The sequence below is a fragment of the Parasulfitobacter algicola genome (assembly GCF_013315265.1).
GTDB lineage: Bacteria > Pseudomonadota > Alphaproteobacteria > Rhodobacterales > Rhodobacteraceae > Parasulfitobacter > Parasulfitobacter algicola.
On the sequence record NZ_JABUFE010000003.1, the window covers coordinates 225,897 to 244,921 of the forward strand.

A 19,025-nucleotide genomic window follows, 5' to 3' on the forward strand; every position below is an offset into this window, starting at 1 on the left:
TCAGATGTCGCTTAGGGTGCATTGACTTAATAAACGCTCAACATCGTCTTTTATACATAATGCGGTCGCGTCCGTCATGACTGCAGCACTTGCTGCTGCAACGCCGTATTGAAGCGCAATATCAAGGCTTTGGCCTTCTGCCATCTTTAAAGTAAATCCACCAACAAAGCTGTCACCGGCCCCGGTTTTACTTTTCACAGAAACCTGTGCCGCCTTGCAAAACAAACGTTGGTTTTTCGTCGCCAGAACAGATCCCTGGTCACCGCGGGCGAGAATAATGATATCTGCAACACCGTCCAGAACACTTTTTTGCGCAAAATCAGCACTATCTTTAAATGTGCGCAATGGACCGCCAGCGGCCTGTTCTGCTTCAAGCATATCAAGGCGCAACAACGTTGGTTTATTTTGATGCGGCTGAAACAATGCGGGCAGGGCAGGACCCGCAGTATCAATGTAAAGGCGGATATTTTTCGCCGCCAATGTATCTGCGATCTGTTGGGGTAAATTATCGGCGACGCCTGGTGGCATGCTGCCGCTAAGTACGACGATACTTTCCTGCTGTGCATAATCGGGCAGCTTGGCCAACAAACACAATGTATCATCTTTAGACCATTGCGGCCCGGGCATGACAAAGCGATATTGCGCGCCATTTTGTGTATCTGTGACCGACAGACTTTGGCGCGATTTCCCAGCCATTGCAAATGGGATATGCGTGATCTTTTCGGCCTGTAACAACGCACAAATCTGGTCACCCGTTGAGCCTGCAACAGCAATGATAGCCTGACTTTGACCACCCAGATTGGAAATGGCGCGGCTGACGTTGATACCACCACCACCTGGATCGATGACAGGTTCTGTACAACGCAGTTTTGGGCCAGGCAGAACTGCCGGGGCTGACGTGGACAGATCAACGCAGGGGTTCAATGTCACTGTCAAAATATCGGTCATGATGCCCTTTGGCTTAAGAAACGATGTACTATTCTGTCGAGGTGATGATCACTTCAACGCGTCTGTTCAATTGGCGGCCCACTTCGGACAAGTTGCTGGTCAAGGGGGACAGATAGCCCATGCCTTCGGCCTCAAGCTGATTTGGGGACACATCGTAGCTATCTACCAACCTGTTCAGAACCGATGCCGCACGACGTTTGGACAAGGCGATGTTGTTTTCAAGTGATCCCTGACTGTCGGTATGTCCGACAACGGCAATTGTACGGTTTGGATTTTGCGCCAGATAATCCGCAATGGCCCCAAGGGACGGGAAATCGCCGTCGCCCAATTCAGATGACCCTGTTTCAAAGGACAGATCAAACAACACAACCCGTCCCCGTGTTTCCAAGGTTTCAGCCAAAGGTCCATCGTCAACATTGGGTTCAGTGACGCGCGGATCTGTTTGCGCCTGAGGGTCGAGTTGGACTGTTGTTTGCAAGGACCTTTCACTGCCCACCGGGACAATCTGGACAATTTGGATAAAGCCGGCCGTGGCAGACTTACTGACCAGAAGTCCCAAATGTTCGATGCCATCATCGGTTTTTTGGACGGCAAGATATCGAAAATCGCCAAGATCCACATGCATTTTGGGTTCGCGCACAACGTCCATGCCGTACCGAAAATCAAAGCCGCCGCAATCATCGGTATTACAGCTAAAGATGACCTGATATCCGTTGGCCAGAAGCTGGGCCCGCAACGGGATCAAAAGCTGTAGCGTGGTCAAGCCGTTTGTATCAATGCGCCATGCTTGGCGGGTCACTTCGCCTTCGACCACTTGAAATGGCATGTCGCCATCATCAAACGGGCCGGTTGGTAGGCTGTAACTTGTCGGCGCCTCGACAGTTTCAAGCGTTTTCAAAGCGCTGCCGGGCAATTCCAGCGTTGCGGCCATGGCTGGCCATGGCAAAAGCAATATGAAAAGAAGGGCTGTCGTGTGCTTCATCTGGCTTGGGTATGATAGTCGTCATTGGGTCGCATATCAGTGGCAGATGCGATGCGGTTGGTCATGTTAAAAAACCCTGCAACCGATGCAATATCCCAAATATCACGGTCGTTAAAGCCAACTTTGCGCAAGACTGCGCGGTCAGTTTCTTCGACTGCGGCGCTTTCTGTGGTTATCTTGGCTACGAAATCCAGCATTGTGCGCTGGCGTGTATCCAATGGGGCGACGCGATAATTCATCACCAGCATCTCGCCCAGTTTTGGATCGTCCGACAAGCTGCGCACAGCGGCGCCATGTGCAGTCAAACAATAATAGCATTTGTTGATCGAACTGACGACAACAGCGATCATCTCGCGCTCCAGCTTGCTGAGCCCGCTTTGGGCCAGCATCAAATCGTTATACATCGCGGTGAAGGTGTTTAGTTTGTCGATATCAAAAGCATAGGCTTGTAGCACATTCGGGACCATGCCCAGCTTTTCCTGACAGACCTCAAAATATTTCTGCGTATCGTCAGGCAAAGGATCAACCATCGGTAAATCCAGGGCAGTCGGCTGGTCAGGTTTGCTCATCTCACAGTCTCCGTCAGTTCCCTGTAATGGTAAGCAGCCACGGGCGACATTCCAAGACCACGATACAATCCATTTGCACCTGTATTGTCTTGGGTGACAAGCACAGAAACGTAATCTGCGCCCTGTTCTTGCGCCCAAAATGCCGCAGCCCGCATCATATGTTGTCCCATACCCTGACGGCGTTGATGGGGCAGGACTTCCAGCGCGTGCAGCATTGCGATGTTTTCGTGTAAGGCAACAAAGGCTGCCGCAGCAGGACTGTCATTCAAGCGCCCCAAGATGCCGGTCTTGGCAGTTTGCACACGGTCCATCACATCGATCCGGGCTGCATTGATCCCGCCTGCCGCCCAGATATCGCGCATGATTTGCAAAGGTTCCCATACGGTAAAGCAGGTGACAGGCGGGGGGCGATCCGTCGCCAATTCAGCAGTTGGGATCGCATAAAGTGTGACAGGCTTGCTGATCGCATAGTCTTTTTCAGCAAGGGCTTTGTCCAGATCTATTTCACCATCACGCACCATGAACAGCGGGGTTTGACCCAAGACGCGCATCGCGTTTTCAGCTTGGGTGATGTCATCCAGATCGCCATTAAGCGTCGCGGCCGAAACCCGGCTGCCACCGCCGCGCCCTTCACGCAACAGCCATGGGCCTTTGGTATGCCAACTGGCGGGTGGCCAAGTGATATCAATGGCTTTGTAAAGTGCGTCTGCTGTGATCATTCGGGGAATAATCCAGCCAATTGCATCATGGCAGCGTCAACTTGTGTGCCATCGGTTCCGCGGATCACGATATTGGCGCCATAAACACCGTTTTTCTGAAAAGGATAAGAGCCGATGGACAGACCAGGAAAATCTTGCGCCAGTGCGCCCAAAGGTCCGGCAATGTCGCCTTCGCCCCGATTAATGCGTAGGGTTTGCGACAGCAACGGCGCGCCGCCAGTCAAGGTGGGCAGAATGCTGGCGACCATGGCTTGAAAGACCGCGGGCACACCCGCCATGACATGCACATTCTTGATGCTGAAACCGGGGGCCGCGCTGACGGGGTTTTCGATCAGGGCCGCATCGTCAGGAATGCGTGCCATGCGCAAACGGGCTGTGTTCAGTTCAGTTCCGGCTTTTTTGTAATGGGCTGCCAGAATGGCGCGGGCGTCATCGCGAATGTCGATATGTGTATCAAAAGCCCGGGCCACGCAGTCGGCTGTGATATCATCATGCGTGGGGCCAATACCGCCACTGGTAAATACAGTATCAAAGCTTTGGGACAACGCTTGAACCGCCGCAACGATCGCGTCAGGATCATCTGAGATCACGCGCACCTCTTTCAGATCAATGCCGATTTTCGCCAGTTCGCCTGCCAGATAATGCATATTGGCGTCGCGAGTGCGCCCTGACAGGATTTCATCCCCGATCACAAGCATGGCTGCAGTTGGATTGGTCATTCTGTTGCTCCTTGAAGGCGTGTTGCTTGCGGTATAAATGCCGATCATGCGCTTTCAAACCCCCCTTGTGCCCGGACATCTGATCCGCCGTTATAATCGCTTTTTATCTGATGTTCGACTTGAGAACGGTGATGTGATCAAAGCCCATTGCCCGAACCCCGGATCTATGATGGGCCTTAAGGACGAAGGGCTGAAGGTGTGGCTTGAACCAAATGATGACCCAAAGAAAAAGTTGAAATATGGCTGGCGGCTGGTGGAATTTGAAAATGGGCATTGGTCAGGGATTGATACATCTGTGCCGAACCGCGTCGTGAAAGAGGCGCTGTTGGCCCGGCAGATTACAGAGCTGTCTGACTATCATACCGTCCGGCCCGAAGTGAGATACGGCGAAAACAGCCGTATTGATTTTCTGCTGACCCAAGCCGGATTGCCCGATGTCTATGTCGAGGTGAAGAACGTGCATCTGTTGCGACAAGATGATTGGGCCGAATTTCCGGACTCGGTCACAACACGTGGGGCCAAGCATTTGGCAGAGCTGACAAATATGGTGTCAGAAGGCCACCGCGCCGTGATGCTGTATCTGGTGCAACGCACCGATTGCGCGCGCTTCAAACTGGCCCCTGATCTTGATCCCGGCTATGCGCTTGCGTTTGACAAGGCCCGTGCAGCTGGTGTTCAAATGCTGTGTTATGATACCAGAATTGACGTCACCAGCGTTCGCTTAGGGCGTACTTTGCCGATTGATACAGCCCAACAAGTCAACGCTGATTAGGTCATTCTAAGGCAGATAAAGGCAGTACGATCAGATGCAATTTATGGGACAGATCATAGCTGCTTGGCCGCAAGATCACAAAATACTGCATGTCCGTATCCGCAAAAGATCGAATATCCGCAGGATCGGGGCGTTCGGGACGATTGGATTGAACACCTGCGGGCAGGGGCGGATATTCAAACTGAAACGCATTCTGATTTTCAGTCATCGGGCGGGACAGGCGTGTATCGGTGAATGTAACAAACTTTGGGTGAATAACGGTTTCGATATCTTCAAAGCTGGTGAAAGATATAATGCATTCAGATCCGCCATTATCGGGGCGTATCAGCGATATCCCAGACACAGGCCATCCCGGCATTTTATGCGAGGCGCCTCTTATATCCGTCAAACCCATTTCCACGAACGCGCCATTTATGTCGTCAGGTTGCAATTTATAGACGGTGCGTTCCATGCAGGTTTTATCAAATAATTCAATAGCATCAGCGATATCGAAATCCATATCAAGATGGCTTTTGGGGCCGAACTGTTTCCAAAGAGCAGTGGCGCCAAAATAAAAAATAACAGCCACAACTGCGGCGATCAGAAAGAAACGTTTTTTCATGTGTTTTATACAACTCTGATATGATCTTCCCTGGGCGATACCAACAATCGGATAAATGAACAATGTTATCTGTGGGCTAGCAAATTCCTGCCAATGCGATTAAATAACGCCCGAACCGTATGACGGAGAGCCCTTGTGGACGAAAAAACACGCGGCCGTCTGACCAAAGACGGAATCCGAATTTATGACGCCAGCGACTTTGCAGGAATGCACAAGGCAGGTGAGCTTGCGGCCAGCATTCTGGACCGTATTGCGGAATATGTGGTGCCGGGCCAGACCACGGGCGAATTGGACCGTCTGATCACTGAATGGGTCAACGATGCTGGCGCACGGTCGGCAACGATCGGGTACAAAGGCTATAAGCACGCCAGCTGTATCAGCGTGAACCATGTGGTGTGTCACGGCATTCCGGGTGATAAGCGTTTGAAAGAAGGGTCAATTCTGAACATTGATGTCACGGTTATTGTCGATGGATGGTTTGGTGACACCAGCCGGATGTATGTCGCAGGCAAGTTGCCCCGCAAGGCCGAACGGTTGATCCAGGTGACCCATGACGCCCTGATGAAGGGGATTGAGGCGGTGAAGCCTGGCAATACGTTTGGTGATATCGGGCATGCCATTCAAACCTATGTCGAGGCGCATCGCATGTCAGTGGTGCGGGATTTTTGCGGGCACGGGCTGGGTCGTGTGTTCCATGCGCCACCCAATGTTTTGCATTACGGACGCGCCGGAACAGGCCCGAAACTGGAAGAGGGCATGTTCTTTACGATTGAGCCGATGGTCAATCTGGGTAGGCCCGAAACGCTGGTGTTGGACGATGATTGGACAGCGGTGACGCGGGATAAATCGCTGTCGGCGCAGTTTGAGCATTCGGTGGGTGTGACCGCCAATGGGGCCGAAATTTTCACCCAATCGCCGACTGGGAAATTTCACCCGACTTACAGCTAACCCATAGTTTTGTATATTTTGTACACGGGTTTTGTACTTAAATTTTTGTACAAAACTGCGGTCCGGTACACTGAGACCGGGCGCGTTAAGATATATTAATCCATTCAGCTGATCCTACATATTCGTTTCAAGTAGGAGTCGTTAAATGTAACGAGAAATCACCATGAGCCTGGTGCGCAAACACTTCGCCGATTGCGTGCATCGGGTGAATTTTCATAATGACCGGATCGCCCTGATGCGCCACGGCCAGCAGGTTGCAGTGTTGGTGTCGGTCTATGATCTGGACAAATTGCAGGCGTTGGATGACACGCCGGAACGTGAACGGATGCTGGCCATGCAACTTGAGGTCGAACGTCTGAAGCGTGTCGAAGAGACAGTGGGTCCGCCGCCAGCCGAACCCCCTTTGGCCCGTCCGCGTATACGGTCGCTTTGATCTTTCGGTAGAGCTATTCATCTAACTTATAAAATGCTGACCACCTTATACCTACCGGTGTGAAACACTGGGCAGCACCCGGCTGCCCTTTTGAGCGGGCTCTGCTCCATACGCTTTGTTCTTGTTGTTCAGATTGAATGTACAAGTGCTTTTTAGGGTGTCATGTGTGCCATCGTTATAGAAGCTTAATGGCATGATAAATTGCGATGTTGTTTTTGTGGATATCAAGTTCGTTTTATTCTGACTGATTTAAAATTACGGAAAGCAAAATTAGTTTTATAGTTTTGATTGTGGAAATATTATATCTTTGCTCTCTATGGTTGATGTTTTGGAGTGCGCGGATGTGTAAGTATTTAAAGTTAGCTCGAAATAAGATTTTAATCTATGTAGTTGACAAAAAGTATCATGGTGATATGTAATGTCTCAGAAAGTTGAACCATGGAACCCGACAGAGGCAACCTATGCTATTCGCGAAATCGCGCAACATCCTGCATTATCTGTTGCGTATAAAGTACATGCAACACAGCGTCTTATAGAACGTGGCCTGATAGTTTCGGACATACTTTATTTAATGAAAAATGGTTTTGTTTTAAAAGATGCAAAACCGGCAACAAAAAACGGATATTTCAAATATAATATTGAATGTTCAACACCTAATAGCAACGGTAGGCAAATATGCGCGGTGGTTATACCAAACTTTAATTCCATGACCATAAAAATAGTTACGGTTTTTTGGGTTGATGAAACAGACAATCGTTCTGGAACTTTGATGGAGGTCCAAAAATGAGCAAATATCAATATATCGAAAGTGGCCTAGATAATGTTTACATAAATGGGTTAAGCCCTGTTGTTGATGATGACGGGGACGAAGTCATTACGGTCCCTTATATTGCAGGTCTACATGTTGAGATTGCTCGTGGTATCGTAACTCGTGATGGTCAGATTTCAGGACGCGAACTTAGGTTTTTACGTACAGAAATGGGAATGACACAAGCTGAACTTGCTGCAAAAGTAAATGCAGACGCTCAAACCATTGGGCGTTGGGAGCGTGATGAATATGACATCGATCCAACAGCAGAGACTGTTATTAGAAGGTTAGCTGGCGAAAAGCTGATTGATGCTTTTGATCAAAGTATTGATCAATTACTTAGCCATGTACAAACATCTAGTAATGACTCCTCGATCATAATTGATGCGCAAGGTAAAGATTATAAACTTTGCGCTTAATGATATTGGGTAAGTATTTAGCTTAAATGCTCACCCATCCATCTTCAGCGCTGAGATGAACGCTTCTTGCGGGATGTCCACCTTGCCGAACTGGCGCATCTTTTTCTTACCGGCTTTCTGTTTATCCAGCAGCTTTTTCTTGCGGCTGACGTCGCCGCCATAGCATTTCGCAGTCACGTCCTTGCGCAGGGCGGCCAGGGTTTCGCGGGCGATGATGCGGCCCCCGATGGCGGCCTGGATCGGGATTTTGAACATGTGGCGGGGGATCAGGTCTTTTAGCTTTTCGCACATCGCGCGGCCGCGGGCCTCGGCCCGGTCACGGTGGACCATGGTGGACAGGGCGTCGACGGGTTCGTCGTTGACCAAAATCTGCATTTTGACCAGATGGTCCTGACGATAGCCGATCATCTGATAGTCAAAGCTGGCATAGCCCTTGGTCACGGATTTCAGGCGGTCGTAGAAGTCAAAGACGACCTCGTTCAGCGGCAGATCATAGACGACCATCGCGCGGCTGCCGGCATAGGTTAGATCCATCTGGATACCGCGACGGTCCTGGCACAGTTTCAGCACATCACCAAGGTAATCGTCGGGAACAAGGATCGTGGCCTTGATCCTCGGTTCTTCCAGGTGATCGACATGGGTCAGGTCGGGCATATCAGCGGGGTTGTGCAGTTCGATCATCGTGTCGTTGCGCATGTAGACGTGATAGATCACGGATGGCGCGGTGGTGATCAGTTCGATGTTGTATTCGCGTTCGATGCGGTCGCGGATCACCTCAAGATGTAGCAGCCCCAGAAACCCGCAGCGGAAGCCAAAGCCAAGCGCGGCTGATGTTTCCATTTCAAAACTGAAACTTGCATCATTCAGGGCCAGCTTTTCGATGGCGTCGCGCAGATCTTCGAATTCGGCATTGTCGACGGGAAACAGGCCGCAAAACACAACCGGCTGGCTGGGTTTGAAACCGGGCAGGGCAGTGTCGGTGCCCTTGCGTTCATGAGTGATCGTGTCGCCGACGCGTGTGTCGCGCACCTGCTTGATGGATGCGGTCAGAAAGCCGATTTCGCCGGGCCCCAGTTCGTCGATGACGTCCATTTGCGGGCGAAACACACCGATGCGGTCGACGGGGTGGATGGTGCCGTTGGACATCATCTTGATCCGGTCGCCCTTTTTGAGAACACCGTCGATGATACGGACCAGAACGATCACACCCAGATATGCGTCGTACCAGCTGTCGACCAGCATTGCTTTTAGCGGTGCGTCGCGGGTGCCTTTGGGGGCGGGCAGGTGGGTGACGATCGCCTCAAGTGTGGCGTGAATGCCCTGGCCGGTTTTCGCGCTGACCGGAATGGCGCCCGAAGCATCGATGCCGATGACATCTTCGATCTGTTCGGCCACGCGATCCAAGTCTGACGCGGGCAGGTCGATTTTGTTCAGGATGGGGACGATTTCATGATCTGCATCAATGGCTTGGTATACGTTTGCCAATGTCTGCGCTTCGACGCCCTGGGTGCTGTCGACGACCAAAAGAGACCCTTCGACAGCGCGCATGGACCGGCTGACCTCATAGGCGAAATCGACGTGACCGGGGGTGTCGATCAGGTTCAGCACATAGTTTTGTCCGTCGTCGGCTTTGTAATCAATGCGGACGGTGTTGGCCTTGATCGTGATGCCGCGTTCGCGTTCAATATCCATCGCGTCCAGCAGTTGTGCCTTCATATCGCGATCTTTGACAGTACCGGTTTCCTGGATCAGGCGGTCGGCCAAAGTGGATTTGCCGTGGTCGATGTGGGCCACGATGGAAAAGTTGCGGATTTTTGATAACTCGGTCATGAATGAGGATATGATTGAGGCCAGAACATTGGTCAAGCGCCACGCTGCAATTGTCTTTAAAATATGGTGGTTTATTTTGAATATGAGATATTTGATTTTGATCGGTTTGCTATTCCCAACAACGCTTTGCGCACAAGATTGGTTCACGCGTGAGGCCTGTTTTGTTCAAACTCCTGTTTTGGACGAACAGGTTTATACACCACAGTTGATTGCACAGGCTGCTGACTATGCAGAAAGCATGCCAAATTCTGTTGGTAAGCTTTGGAAGATAACATCCGCGCGCGGTCAGGTGTCCCACCTTTGGGGAACGTTCCATTCAAACGATCCCCATATTCTGGATCTGCCTGATAAATTTCGTGATATTCTGGCTGGCGCAAAACTGGTCGCGACCGAAGTCGATTTTACAGCCATGACGCGGCAGGATTTAAACGTAGTTAATTCAGCTGAATATCACTATGCCAACGGGCGGCAGATATTTCAAATGTTTGAAGATATTGATGATGAAATTCAATCGCTTATCAAGACCCGCATGGCGTCGATTGGATATGATGCAAGGTCGATGTATTCGATGAAGCCTGCAACTTTGGCAAGCGTTCTGTTGAGTGATCCGTGCAATGATTTTGCATTTGCCAGTCTGCCCATTCAGGATGATCGCATTGCATTGTTGGGTCACGATGCTGATGCAAAGGTGATTGGGTTGGAACATCACAGGGCGTTTGGCGAAAAACTGAACAGCCGATCAGGGTTCAGGTTAGCCCAAGCCATTATTGAAGTGTATGGCAGTTATTTGGCTCCGAATGACGTCAAAACCAATCGTGCGGGCGCCTATTTTTTGTACGACCAGGGCCGTATTGGTGAAATGATGGCACTGGACCGGATGTATCTTTCAGAAAGTTTGGGCGACAGGTTTGAAACGTCTTATAGTCTGATGCAGGGATATCTGGTTGATGAAAGGAATTTGAAGTTCATTGAGGCAGCACATTCCTTTTTGCAGGAAGGCGATGCTGTGATTGCGGTGGGCAGTTTTCATTTGCCAGGTGAAATGGGTTTGATCGAATTGCTGCGCCAACATGGCTATCAGGTTGAGCGGGTCTTTGTTAAAGGTGAAGCTGCAGATCCTTGAATCTGGCTGTCAAAAGGTTTCGGTACGCTGCAACCCATCCCGCATCGGCTCTGATCCGGGATATTTAATATCACTTGCAAGCCCAACCAGACCCATGGCTCGGATCAGGATATAGCCGGGATCAAACTGGCCTTTCTCAACGCCAAGTTTTGCGGAATGCGGAAAAGCGTGGTGGTTGCCGTGCCAGTTTTCGCCGAATGTGACCAAGCCAAGGCCGGGCAGATTATAACCTTGCACGGGCAGGTTCTTGATATACCAGCCCTGTTGGCCACGCCGATGGGCGAAATGGCCAATCATCCAGTGCCCTGTCAAAGACAAGGCGATGCGCAGGGATATGCCCCACAGAACAAAGGCCCAGCCGCCGATCAGCCATAATATAATAGCAAGAGGCAATTGCTGGGCCATCCATGTCGCTTCCACGAAGCGGTAAAAGCGATCTTTGGCGACCTTGGGTTCGATTTCAAATCGGGGCGGATGGGTCAGCAGGTATTCGCAGTGTATTTGCCAATAGGCGTCTTTCCAAAAGCCAGCGTCATGCGACGGGTGGGGCGGACATTTGATTTGTCGCTGATGCCAATCGCGCATGTCATGGGCGCGGATCATACCAAAGGGGCCAGCCATGCCGACCAAGGTGCCCAACCAGACCAGAAGATGTTCCATCCAAAGGGGCGTTTTGAAACTGCGATGGATCAGAAGGCGGTGCATCCCAACAGAATGGCCAGCACAGATAGTGATGGCGGTCAGAATAATGAACACTGCCAGCGCATCCCATTGCGGGAAAAGAAAAATGCCAGTCAACCCGGCAATCGTATGCAGTATTGTCCAAATTGATTTTGCAGGGGACCATCTAACGTGACCCGTTAGATTGTCTGTATTAGGCTTGGCAAAAACACGGTCTGTATCAATGAGTTTAGGCATCTTGTACATCCAAGCTCTGTAGGCTATAATTAATAAGATATATAGCTAATAAGTTAAAAGGTTTTTTGATGTCAAGCCCGGATAAAGTTTTTGAGGCATTAGGATCGACAACACGCCGTCGTATATTGGCGTATTTGTCAGAAGCGCCCTTGGCTGCCGGAGAAATTGCAAAACGGTTTGATATGTCACAACCTGCTGTTTCTAAACATCTTTCTATACTGGAAGGGGCTGGTTTGGTGTGGCGTGAACGGAAAGGTCAGTTTGTGACCTATGGGATGGAACGGGCCACGCTTGCCGGAACATTGGCCGGGTTTCTGCAAGAGGTTTGCCCACCTTCGCGGGCTTTGAAGAAAGAAGCAAAGGCAAGAAAAGGCAGTTAGGTGATCGCTTATCAGACCTTTGCAAGTCTTCTGCGCAAAGAAAGCCCGGATAGGGCTTGATGAGCGGTCCAAAGAAAAAGCCCGCAAAAATGTGCGGGCTTTTATTTCTAATTTCGCCAAAGCTTATAGCTTTTCGATCAATTCAGGCACAGCTGTGAATAGATCTGCCACTAGCCCATAATCTGCCACCTGAAAGATTGGCGCATCTTCATCTTTGTTGATCGCGACGATGACTTTGGAATCCTTCATGCCTGCCAAGTGTTGGATCGCACCTGAAATACCAACGGCGATGTAAAGATCAGGGGCGACAACCTTGCCAGTTTGTCCAACTTGCCAGTCATTTGGCGCATAGCCTGAATCTACAGCGGCGCGTGATGCACCGACTGCGGCGTTCAGTTTGTCGGCCAGCTTTTCGATCAGGGCAAAGTCATCTTCCGATCCGACGCCACGCCCGCCAGATACGACGACACCTGCGGATGTCAGTTCTGGTCGGTCGCTTTCGGCGACTTTATCTTCGATCCATTCAGAGAGGCCCGGATTTGCGGTCGCTTCAATCGTTTCGACAGCAGCGGAGCCGCCTTCGCCAGCCACATCGAAGGTCGATGTACGGATGGTCGCGACGATTTTTGCGTCTGCTGTTTTCACCGTCTGAATTGCGTTTCCCGCATAGATCGGGCGTTCGAAAGTGTTGGCATCTATAACGGCCGTCACTTCGGAAATCACCATCACATCAAGCATGGCGGCTACGCGAGGCAACAGGTTTTTCGACGCAGCTGTCGAAGGCGCGACGATATGACTGTAATCGCCCGCAAGCGATACGACTAAATCAGCAACCGGTTCAGCCAGATCATGGCCGTAAGCCGCGTCAGAGGCACAAAGGACTTTGGTCACGCCGTCCAGTTTGGCCGCCGCATCCGCAGCACCCGAACAATCGGTCCCAGCGCAAAGAATTGTAACCTCACCCATTTGTTTGGCAGCGGTCAGGGCTTTTGCGGTTGCATCAACGGACAGTTCGCCATTGGATATTTCTGCAATAAGAAAAACAGCCATCAGATTACACCCGCTTCGTCTTTGAGTTTCGTCACAAGTTCATCAACCGATCCGACCATGACGCCCGCTTTGCGTTCTTCGGGTTCGGAGGTTTTGACAATTTCCAGTCGTGGGCTGACATCAACGCCATAATCGGCAGCTGTCTTTTCATCCAACGGCTTTTTCTTGGCCTTCATGATATTGGGCAGGGATGCATAGCGCGGTTCGTTCAAACGCAGATCCACAGTGACAATTGTTGGCATTTTTACCTTGATCGTCTGCAGGCCGCCGTCGACTTCGCGCGTTACCGTGGCATGATCGCCATCCAAATCCAGCTCTGATGCAAAGGTTGCCTGACTCCAACCCAGTAACGCTGACAGCATCTGGCCAGTTGCATTCATATCGTTGTCGATGGCTTGTTTGCCACACAAAACCAGCCCGGGCTGTTCTTCGTCAATCACAGCTTTAAGAATTTTCGCAACAGCCAGCGGTTCGATATCCTGGTGGACATCATCGGCAGCAATGACCAAAATTGCGCGGTCCGCGCCCATCGCTAATGCGGTGCGTAGCGTTTCTTGCGCCTGTTTTACACCGATTGACACAGCGACGATTTCGTCTGCTTTGCCTTTTTCCTTTAGACGGATCGCCTCTTCTACAGCGATTTCATCGAAAGGGTTCATCGACATTTTAACATTGGCCAGATCGACACCGCTGCCGTCCGCCTTGACGCGGACTTTTACGTTATAGTCGATCACGCGTTTGACTGGTACAAGGACCTTCATTGGCGTAATTCTCCCATTTTTTGTGGGCCGTTTGGGCCCAATCTTTAATCTCAGGAATGTGTTAGCGGGTTGAGGCGTCGGAAAACAGGGTAAAATCGACACGCCCTGATCTTTAGACGTCGCGTTTTTTGAAAACAGGCCCAAATCTCAACGGTCTGACGCGGGCTGCGGTCATTTAACCGCGTCGATGGTCATCATAAATCCTTTGCACAAACTGACCTGTTGGTCGTTCGCGCAACTGTCTGTAAATGACTTGCATATCATCTGGGCACATCGCCTGATTGGGCAAAAATCCCTGATACCCCTGCGCCAGGATCATCGGCGCAAGAGAGACCGCGACGGCCAGATCAGCATAGGTCATATGCCGCCCGACCAGATATTGACGGCCATCGGCCAGCAAAGCATCGAACCGATCAAAGCCCGCATAGATCTGTATCAGGGCCTGATCGGCAGTGGCTTGGTCCAGTTTCAGACCCTTGTACATAAGGCTGCGTACCAGTGGAAACGCAATCAGGCAGGTCAGTTTTTCGTACCATGGCACACCTGTCGTGATTGATGGCCACACGGCTGACTTGGTTTTCAGAAGGTGGAAATAGGACCAGTTCACCACACAATCACCAAGGGTGAAGCGGGCATAATGTTGCAGCTCGTCCGCTGTTTGATTGGCTTCAGGGTCGGTTTGTGGATCAGGCATCAGTCGTTTTGCCGGATCGCCGTTGGTTTCGTAATAATCCATTATCTGCGGAACAGTTGGGATTTTTTCGCCGTTTTTGACCCAAAGCGGGTAGTCTTCCTTGCCCGACCCCCATGCTTTCAGTGCCAGGATATGAAAAATCGGTGCGTGGGGGCGTTCAGTATAACTGACGCCGTGATGCTGCAAAATCCAACGCCCCAGATCGACATCGGTCGAGGGCAGCAATGTGATCAGCAGATTTTCAGTGCTCATATGCTGGGCTTTCCTGGTGATGGTTCAAACATCGAATTCAAGGTGAAAATGCTGCGGATGCGGCGTGCTGCCTGTATCGATCTGCCCGGCAGGTCCTGGTGCGCGGCGCAGGTTTTTCTGGCGCAACAGGGGTTTCAGAATAGCGGGGATAATAGATTTGTTGATCGCAGCCCCAAAGCAGGTGTGCATGCCGTACCCCCAAATGATGTAATCCTGCCAAGGGCGATCCGTGCGAAATTCATTTGGCTTTGCAATGGCATAGGGATCAAATGTCGCGGATAGCGTGGCCGCAAAGACGATGCTGCCTTTGGGCGCAGTGCGGCTGCGGAATGCGGATCGCGCGATCACGGCATCGCAGGTTGCACGGCGATAAATGACGGGGTTGTGGGGGTTAAAGCGCAATGCCTCCCAAATGTATTGGGTGAGCAGAGCATCGTTATCTTCAACAGCTGCTTTATGTGCGCCCGCAAGTGCATCGGGGCGGTTCAGTAGTTCATCCAGTGCGAAGCAACTGGCTTTGGATATCGTGGGGATCGCACCAATTAAAAGCCCAAGAATATTGTTACGAATGCCCAGATCATCCATGCCGGGCGTGTCTGCCTGTTGCAGTGCAAGGCAGCGGTTCAAAATATCGGGTGTATCGGTGGGGTTTGCTTTACGATCAGAGATAGTCTGATCCAGATAGTCCCGCATCTGGCTGGCATACTTCATCGCTTTGATGTCAAAATCGGGATCTGCGCCCAGATCTTCGAACAGATACCAGAACAGGATCGTGGTCCAGTCTTGCATCGTGGCTGCATCCGGACCACCGGTGCCGAAGTAACTGTCGGTCATATCCCAGGGGATTTGCAGCGTCAGGTCAGGGGGCAGGTCGATTTTGCCATTGCTTTCATTGACCGACTTATCGGCCAGTTCTTGGGCGCGCGGCTGAATAATATCGGCAACATCTGTCATGCGCATCGCCAGATGCATGGCCGAAGTATCACGTGTGTAATCCCAGCCTGGCTGCATTCCCAGAAAGAAGTTGTTGCCGTCGGTCAATTTACGCATGCGGGTGCCGTAGACGACCTCAAATTCATCATTGCGGTTCAGGATATCCACGCAATCTTCGTGCCGTGTCACAACGACAGTTCCTGTGTTGTCATAGGCTTTGACGAATTGCCGTTTCAGCACAAGGTTTGGCAAAAACGCCCTAAGAACAGACAAGGCCATTCGCTGTGTGCTGGCCTGTGCGAACGCTGCGGCAAGATTTACTTTGGCGCCACCTTTTTTGAAAACAACGCCCAGACCAATGCCGATCAGGCGGATCAGGGCCCAAAGTCCCTGACCCCAGACCGACAATGTGCGAAAAATCGAAATGAATTTATTCTTAATACTATCAAACATGTGTCTTATCCCTGTCCACTAGGTCGGATCGACAATGCCCATCGCAATCATGCGAAGGGCGGTCATGGAGGGAATGAAAAAATAATCCCCCCCGCGACATTCGACAAAGGTTTTCAATTTGCTCATCACATAAGGCGGTTTGCCTGATGCGGGATCGGCGGGAATGGTATGGCGGGGGTGGTGATCGTGATTGCCAAGAAGGGGGCAGGTGTTGTTGCCTTGATGAAAATCCAGCCCGTATTCGATCCATTGTTGTTGCACGAATTCAAACTGGCGGAACAGGCTGGTGCCCATCAGCATCATCGCCACCCCCTGTTCCACATCATCTGAGACATGATCGAAGTTCGGCGGGCCATAGGGCAAACCGCGTCGCAGAATGCGGCGGCGTTTGTTAAGTGCGCTGGTGGCTTTTTCGTTTGTATGGGGTTTGCCGGTTTTCGGATCAATTCCGACCTTGTTCAGCGGATCAAGATAATCGCGCGTGTTCACCCGCCGGATATGCGCCCCGACGGGGCATTTTGTGCCTTCCATATCATCGGCAAAGCGGAAATCCATCGCCTCGGGTGATCTGACATAGGCCATCAGTTTGGCCAGCGCCGTCAACGGATCAGGGTCATCAAAGCCTTTGTTCGTGCGGAATTTCTGCCATTCAGGATAAGTCGACACCTTGGAAAGCGGCACGCCATCCGACCAGCGCCCGCACATCTTGGCGCGCAAGGTTTCGTTGGCTTCCTTAAGGGATACGTTCATTTCCTTGGCGTATCGCTTGGCCTCGTTGGTCAGAACAGTGTTAAACGTTTCGACGTTTTCATGCAGCTTGCGATAGGCCATGAAGGTTCCGTTACGCATAAACTCTGGCGGGACAGACGTGGGCGGCGATTCCTGGCTTTCGTCTGGATGACCCAGAATGAACTCACCAGCTGCAATGGGTTCCCATTTGCCATTCACCCGCTTACCGCGTCCGATCACAGCTTTTGGCATTTCATCGGGGCGATATTGGCCTTCGAAGACCGGATCGCTAATGCCGTCGGTAAATCCAAAATGTTCCTTGGGCGTTGGGATTTTAGCGCCGTTATGATCTTCGAAAATAGCGGATGCCGCCTGATATTCCTGATCACCATTGCGTCCGTTGGTGGCCAGAATGCGAACACCGCCCTTTGAGGCATGGCAAACTCCGCGCAGCCAGTTAGTTTGATCTTCCAGCGCATCAACAGGGTCAGTCGTGCCGGGTGTTTTCAGTTGCGCATTCATGGAAACCCAGATGTGCACATCATTGCTGTCGCCCGAACGATTTTGTTTCCAAATCGGGTCCCAATGATCGTCCCAGCCGGTATCTTCGGCCTCGGTCTTTGTTGCATCCCTATCGCCAAGAACAAAGGCGCGGGCTTTCATGCCTTGAATGAATTCGTCCGGCATCCCGTTCAAGGTGCGCGATGGCAATTGAAGTTGCATCAACCCTTTGGCGGTGAAACCTATGTTCAAGGTGCAGTCCGGTTTGGGCACTTGTTCGGGCCAGCGGGCCGATGTTGTCACCTTGCGCCGGACGATATCGACAAAATTGCGTCCAGCTTCGCAGTTTGCGATATGCAAAAAGAAATACCGGGCAAAAGGAAAGGAAAACCGGCCATAGGCGCGGGTAACATTGCCCTGAATGTCATCAAGATTAAGCGAGCGTGTCATATCAAAAATCCGATCTTATCAAATATTTTTGGGCACTGGCCGGGATGAAATAATGCCCGGACCCTGGGTTGGCGTAGTTGTGTCATCAGGTTTATGACGTTTTAGAAAGGCCCCGAAATCCTTGTGTAATTTTGCAGCTGTCGTGCCTTGATGTTTGACGACGAAATCTGAAAAATGCTGTTGCAGATAAAGCGACTTCAAAACCGATGGCAGATCATCGTATTTGCCTGGAGCTAATGGCTTTTCCCCGTTTTTGATCGCAAATCTGATCGCCCAAATGGAAATACCAACGGTCAAGGTGGCTGCGATAACAAAGGTCCAAAGCGTGCTGAAACCGATCCAAGGCAGTGTCAGCAAACCAAAAACCCGCATAAGCAGAGACAAAATAGCGATGACTGCCGGAACCAGAACTGCGGCTAACAGCGGTTTGACGGCCAGATTATGAAAGGGTGGTAGTTCAAGATAATAGTCATGAAATGGCATAGTCGTTTCGACATGACATCTTTCAAGATACGCCGCGAATTGATCGGCATCATCAACGTTTTCAAAACCTACGCAGTTGGAATAAACATCCTGGATTTCAAACTCCATCGTGTGCCAAAGTTTGCGGGCATATGCGGCACGAACCTGCTTTTGCTCATCGGGTGAAAGATCTGTGGGCAAAGGCGCACCGTCTTCTGTGATCGCATCAATTTCAGCGCAAAAGACCAGGTAAGGCGCATTCAGCTTATCGACTTTTTGCAGGTCTGTTGGGTTAACGCCCATGATGGTGCCAACCACTGGGTTCTGCCCGGTGCGGCCGTTATAAATCACGTCACTCAGTACAAACATGCGCGCCAGATGATTGCGTGTATTACGTGCAAAGGGGCTGTTGATGCCGATGTTTTGAGTGGCGGGCGATTGCAGGGCGGTTGGCAGTTTTGCCAGCGCAATCCGGGCTTGCTGTTCGAACGATGTGGATCCACCGGTATTGGATGTTTTGATCGGGGCGAGTGTGGTCAGAAAAATATGGCCGGTATCAAGATCAGGCATA

At 51.1% G+C, this 19,025-nt stretch carries 21 protein-coding genes; 7 read left to right on the forward strand and 14 right to left on the reverse strand.

Going from position 1 to position 19,025, the window contains the following annotated elements:
• The 5 genes from HRQ87_RS07205 to HRQ87_RS07225 are packed head-to-tail and all read right to left on the reverse strand — an operon-like array spanning position 1 to position 3,937.
• Positions 1-948 carry a 1-phosphofructokinase family hexose kinase gene (locus tag HRQ87_RS07205; RefSeq protein WP_174136765.1) on the reverse strand — a complete coding sequence of 316 codons (948 nt, stop codon included), beginning with the start codon at positions 946-948 and terminating at the stop codon, positions 1-3.
• A 28-nt stretch (positions 949-976) separates the two neighbouring features.
• The gene (locus HRQ87_RS07210) at positions 977-1,930 is read right to left on the reverse strand and encodes an OmpA family protein (protein WP_174136767.1); all 954 of its coding nucleotides are present in this window, start codon (positions 1,928-1,930) and stop codon (positions 977-979) included.
• Entirely contained in the window at positions 1,927-2,499 is a 573-nt protein-coding gene (locus HRQ87_RS07215) for a peroxidase-related enzyme (protein ID WP_174136769.1), read from the reverse strand. Before HRQ87_RS07215 ends, HRQ87_RS07210 begins: the two co-directional genes overlap by 4 nt.
• Positions 2,496-3,218, reverse strand: coding sequence for a GNAT family N-acetyltransferase (locus HRQ87_RS07220; RefSeq protein WP_174136771.1), 723 nt, complete (start codon positions 3,216-3,218; stop codon positions 2,496-2,498). Before HRQ87_RS07220 ends, HRQ87_RS07215 begins: the two co-directional genes overlap by 4 nt.
• Positions 3,215-3,937 carry a competence/damage-inducible protein A gene (locus tag HRQ87_RS07225; protein ID WP_174136773.1) on the reverse strand — a complete coding sequence of 241 codons (723 nt, stop codon included), beginning with the start codon at positions 3,935-3,937 and terminating at the stop codon, positions 3,215-3,217. The genes HRQ87_RS07220 and HRQ87_RS07225 overlap by 4 nt, the downstream gene beginning before the upstream one ends.
• A gap of 46 nt (positions 3,938-3,983) precedes the next feature.
• On the opposite strand from HRQ87_RS07225, the gene sfsA reads away from it, so the two are divergent.
• Positions 3,984-4,709, forward strand: coding sequence for a DNA/RNA nuclease SfsA (sfsA, locus tag HRQ87_RS07230; protein WP_174136775.1), 726 nt, complete (start codon positions 3,984-3,986; stop codon positions 4,707-4,709).
• Between the two features lies 1 nt (position 4,710).
• On the opposite strand, the gene HRQ87_RS07235 is transcribed toward sfsA, so the two are convergent.
• A complete protein-coding gene (locus HRQ87_RS07235) occupies positions 4,711-5,310 on the reverse strand; it encodes a hypothetical protein (protein ID WP_174136777.1) in 600 nt (199 codons plus the stop codon).
• A gap of 135 nt (positions 5,311-5,445) precedes the next feature.
• Between HRQ87_RS07235 and map the strand changes: the two genes are divergently transcribed.
• The 4 genes from map to HRQ87_RS07255 all read left to right on the forward strand — a co-directional run bounded on the left by map (position 5,446) and on the right by HRQ87_RS07255 (position 7,918).
• Positions 5,446-6,258 carry a type I methionyl aminopeptidase gene (gene map, locus HRQ87_RS07240; RefSeq protein WP_174136780.1) on the forward strand — a complete coding sequence of 271 codons (813 nt, stop codon included), beginning with the start codon at positions 5,446-5,448 and terminating at the stop codon, positions 6,256-6,258.
• A gap of 163 nt (positions 6,259-6,421) precedes the next feature.
• Positions 6,422-6,691 (forward strand): type II toxin-antitoxin system Phd/YefM family antitoxin, encoded by a 270-nt coding sequence (locus tag HRQ87_RS07245; RefSeq protein ID WP_174136781.1) that lies wholly within the window; start codon positions 6,422-6,424, stop codon positions 6,689-6,691.
• Positions 6,692-7,109: 418 nt separating this feature from the next.
• Positions 7,110-7,478, forward strand: coding sequence for a DUF4258 domain-containing protein (locus HRQ87_RS07250; protein WP_174136783.1), 369 nt, complete (start codon positions 7,110-7,112; stop codon positions 7,476-7,478).
• Positions 7,475-7,918, forward strand: coding sequence for a helix-turn-helix transcriptional regulator (locus HRQ87_RS07255; protein ID WP_174136785.1), 444 nt, complete (start codon positions 7,475-7,477; stop codon positions 7,916-7,918). The genes HRQ87_RS07250 and HRQ87_RS07255 overlap by 4 nt, the downstream gene beginning before the upstream one ends.
• 30 nt (positions 7,919-7,948) lie before the next feature.
• On the opposite strand, the gene lepA is transcribed toward HRQ87_RS07255, so the two are convergent.
• A complete protein-coding gene (gene lepA, locus HRQ87_RS07260) occupies positions 7,949-9,748 on the reverse strand; it encodes a translation elongation factor 4 (protein WP_174136787.1) in 1,800 nt (599 codons plus the stop codon).
• Here lepA and HRQ87_RS07265 point away from each other — a divergent pair.
• Complete coding sequence (locus HRQ87_RS07265; protein ID WP_174136789.1) at positions 9,747-10,871, forward strand: TraB/GumN family protein; 1,125 nt, start codon at positions 9,747-9,749, stop codon at positions 10,869-10,871. The two genes, lepA and HRQ87_RS07265, sit on opposite strands and share 2 nt — an antisense overlap.
• Before the next feature lie 9 nt (positions 10,872-10,880).
• Here the strand turns inward: HRQ87_RS07265 and HRQ87_RS07270 are convergent, their stop codons facing one another.
• Positions 10,881-11,789 (reverse strand): acyl-CoA desaturase, encoded by a 909-nt coding sequence (locus tag HRQ87_RS07270; protein ID WP_246251843.1) that lies wholly within the window; start codon positions 11,787-11,789, stop codon positions 10,881-10,883.
• 68 nt (positions 11,790-11,857) lie between these two features.
• Here HRQ87_RS07270 and HRQ87_RS07275 point away from each other — a divergent pair, with 68 nt between their 5' ends.
• Positions 11,858-12,169, forward strand: a complete 312-nt coding sequence (locus HRQ87_RS07275; protein ID WP_174136793.1) for a metalloregulator ArsR/SmtB family transcription factor — start codon at positions 11,858-11,860, stop codon at positions 12,167-12,169.
• A 123-nt stretch (positions 12,170-12,292) separates the two neighbouring features.
• Here the strand turns inward: HRQ87_RS07275 and HRQ87_RS07280 are convergent, their stop codons facing one another.
• From HRQ87_RS07280 to HRQ87_RS07305, 6 genes are all read right to left on the reverse strand, one after another.
• Positions 12,293-13,219 (reverse strand): electron transfer flavoprotein subunit alpha/FixB family protein, encoded by a 927-nt coding sequence (locus HRQ87_RS07280; protein ID WP_174136795.1) that lies wholly within the window; start codon positions 13,217-13,219, stop codon positions 12,293-12,295.
• Positions 13,219-13,980, reverse strand: coding sequence for an electron transfer flavoprotein subunit beta/FixA family protein (locus tag HRQ87_RS07285; protein WP_174136797.1), 762 nt, complete (start codon positions 13,978-13,980; stop codon positions 13,219-13,221). Before HRQ87_RS07285 ends, HRQ87_RS07280 begins: the two co-directional genes overlap by 1 nt.
• Positions 13,981-14,155: 175 nt before the next feature.
• Positions 14,156-14,926, reverse strand: coding sequence for a glutathione S-transferase family protein (locus HRQ87_RS07290; protein WP_174136799.1), 771 nt, complete (start codon positions 14,924-14,926; stop codon positions 14,156-14,158).
• Positions 14,927-14,950: 24 nt separating this feature from the next.
• On the reverse strand, positions 14,951-16,312 hold the full coding sequence (locus HRQ87_RS07295; RefSeq protein WP_174136801.1) for a cytochrome P450: 1,362 nt from the start codon (positions 16,310-16,312) through the stop codon (positions 14,951-14,953).
• Between the two features lie 18 nt (positions 16,313-16,330).
• On the reverse strand, positions 16,331-17,992 hold the full coding sequence (locus HRQ87_RS07300; protein ID WP_174136803.1) for a Dyp-type peroxidase: 1,662 nt from the start codon (positions 17,990-17,992) through the stop codon (positions 16,331-16,333).
• 18 nt (positions 17,993-18,010) lie between these two features.
• Complete coding sequence (locus tag HRQ87_RS07305; RefSeq protein ID WP_174136806.1) at positions 18,011-19,024, reverse strand: hypothetical protein; 1,014 nt, start codon at positions 19,022-19,024, stop codon at positions 18,011-18,013.
• Position 19,025: the final 1 nt, after the last annotated feature.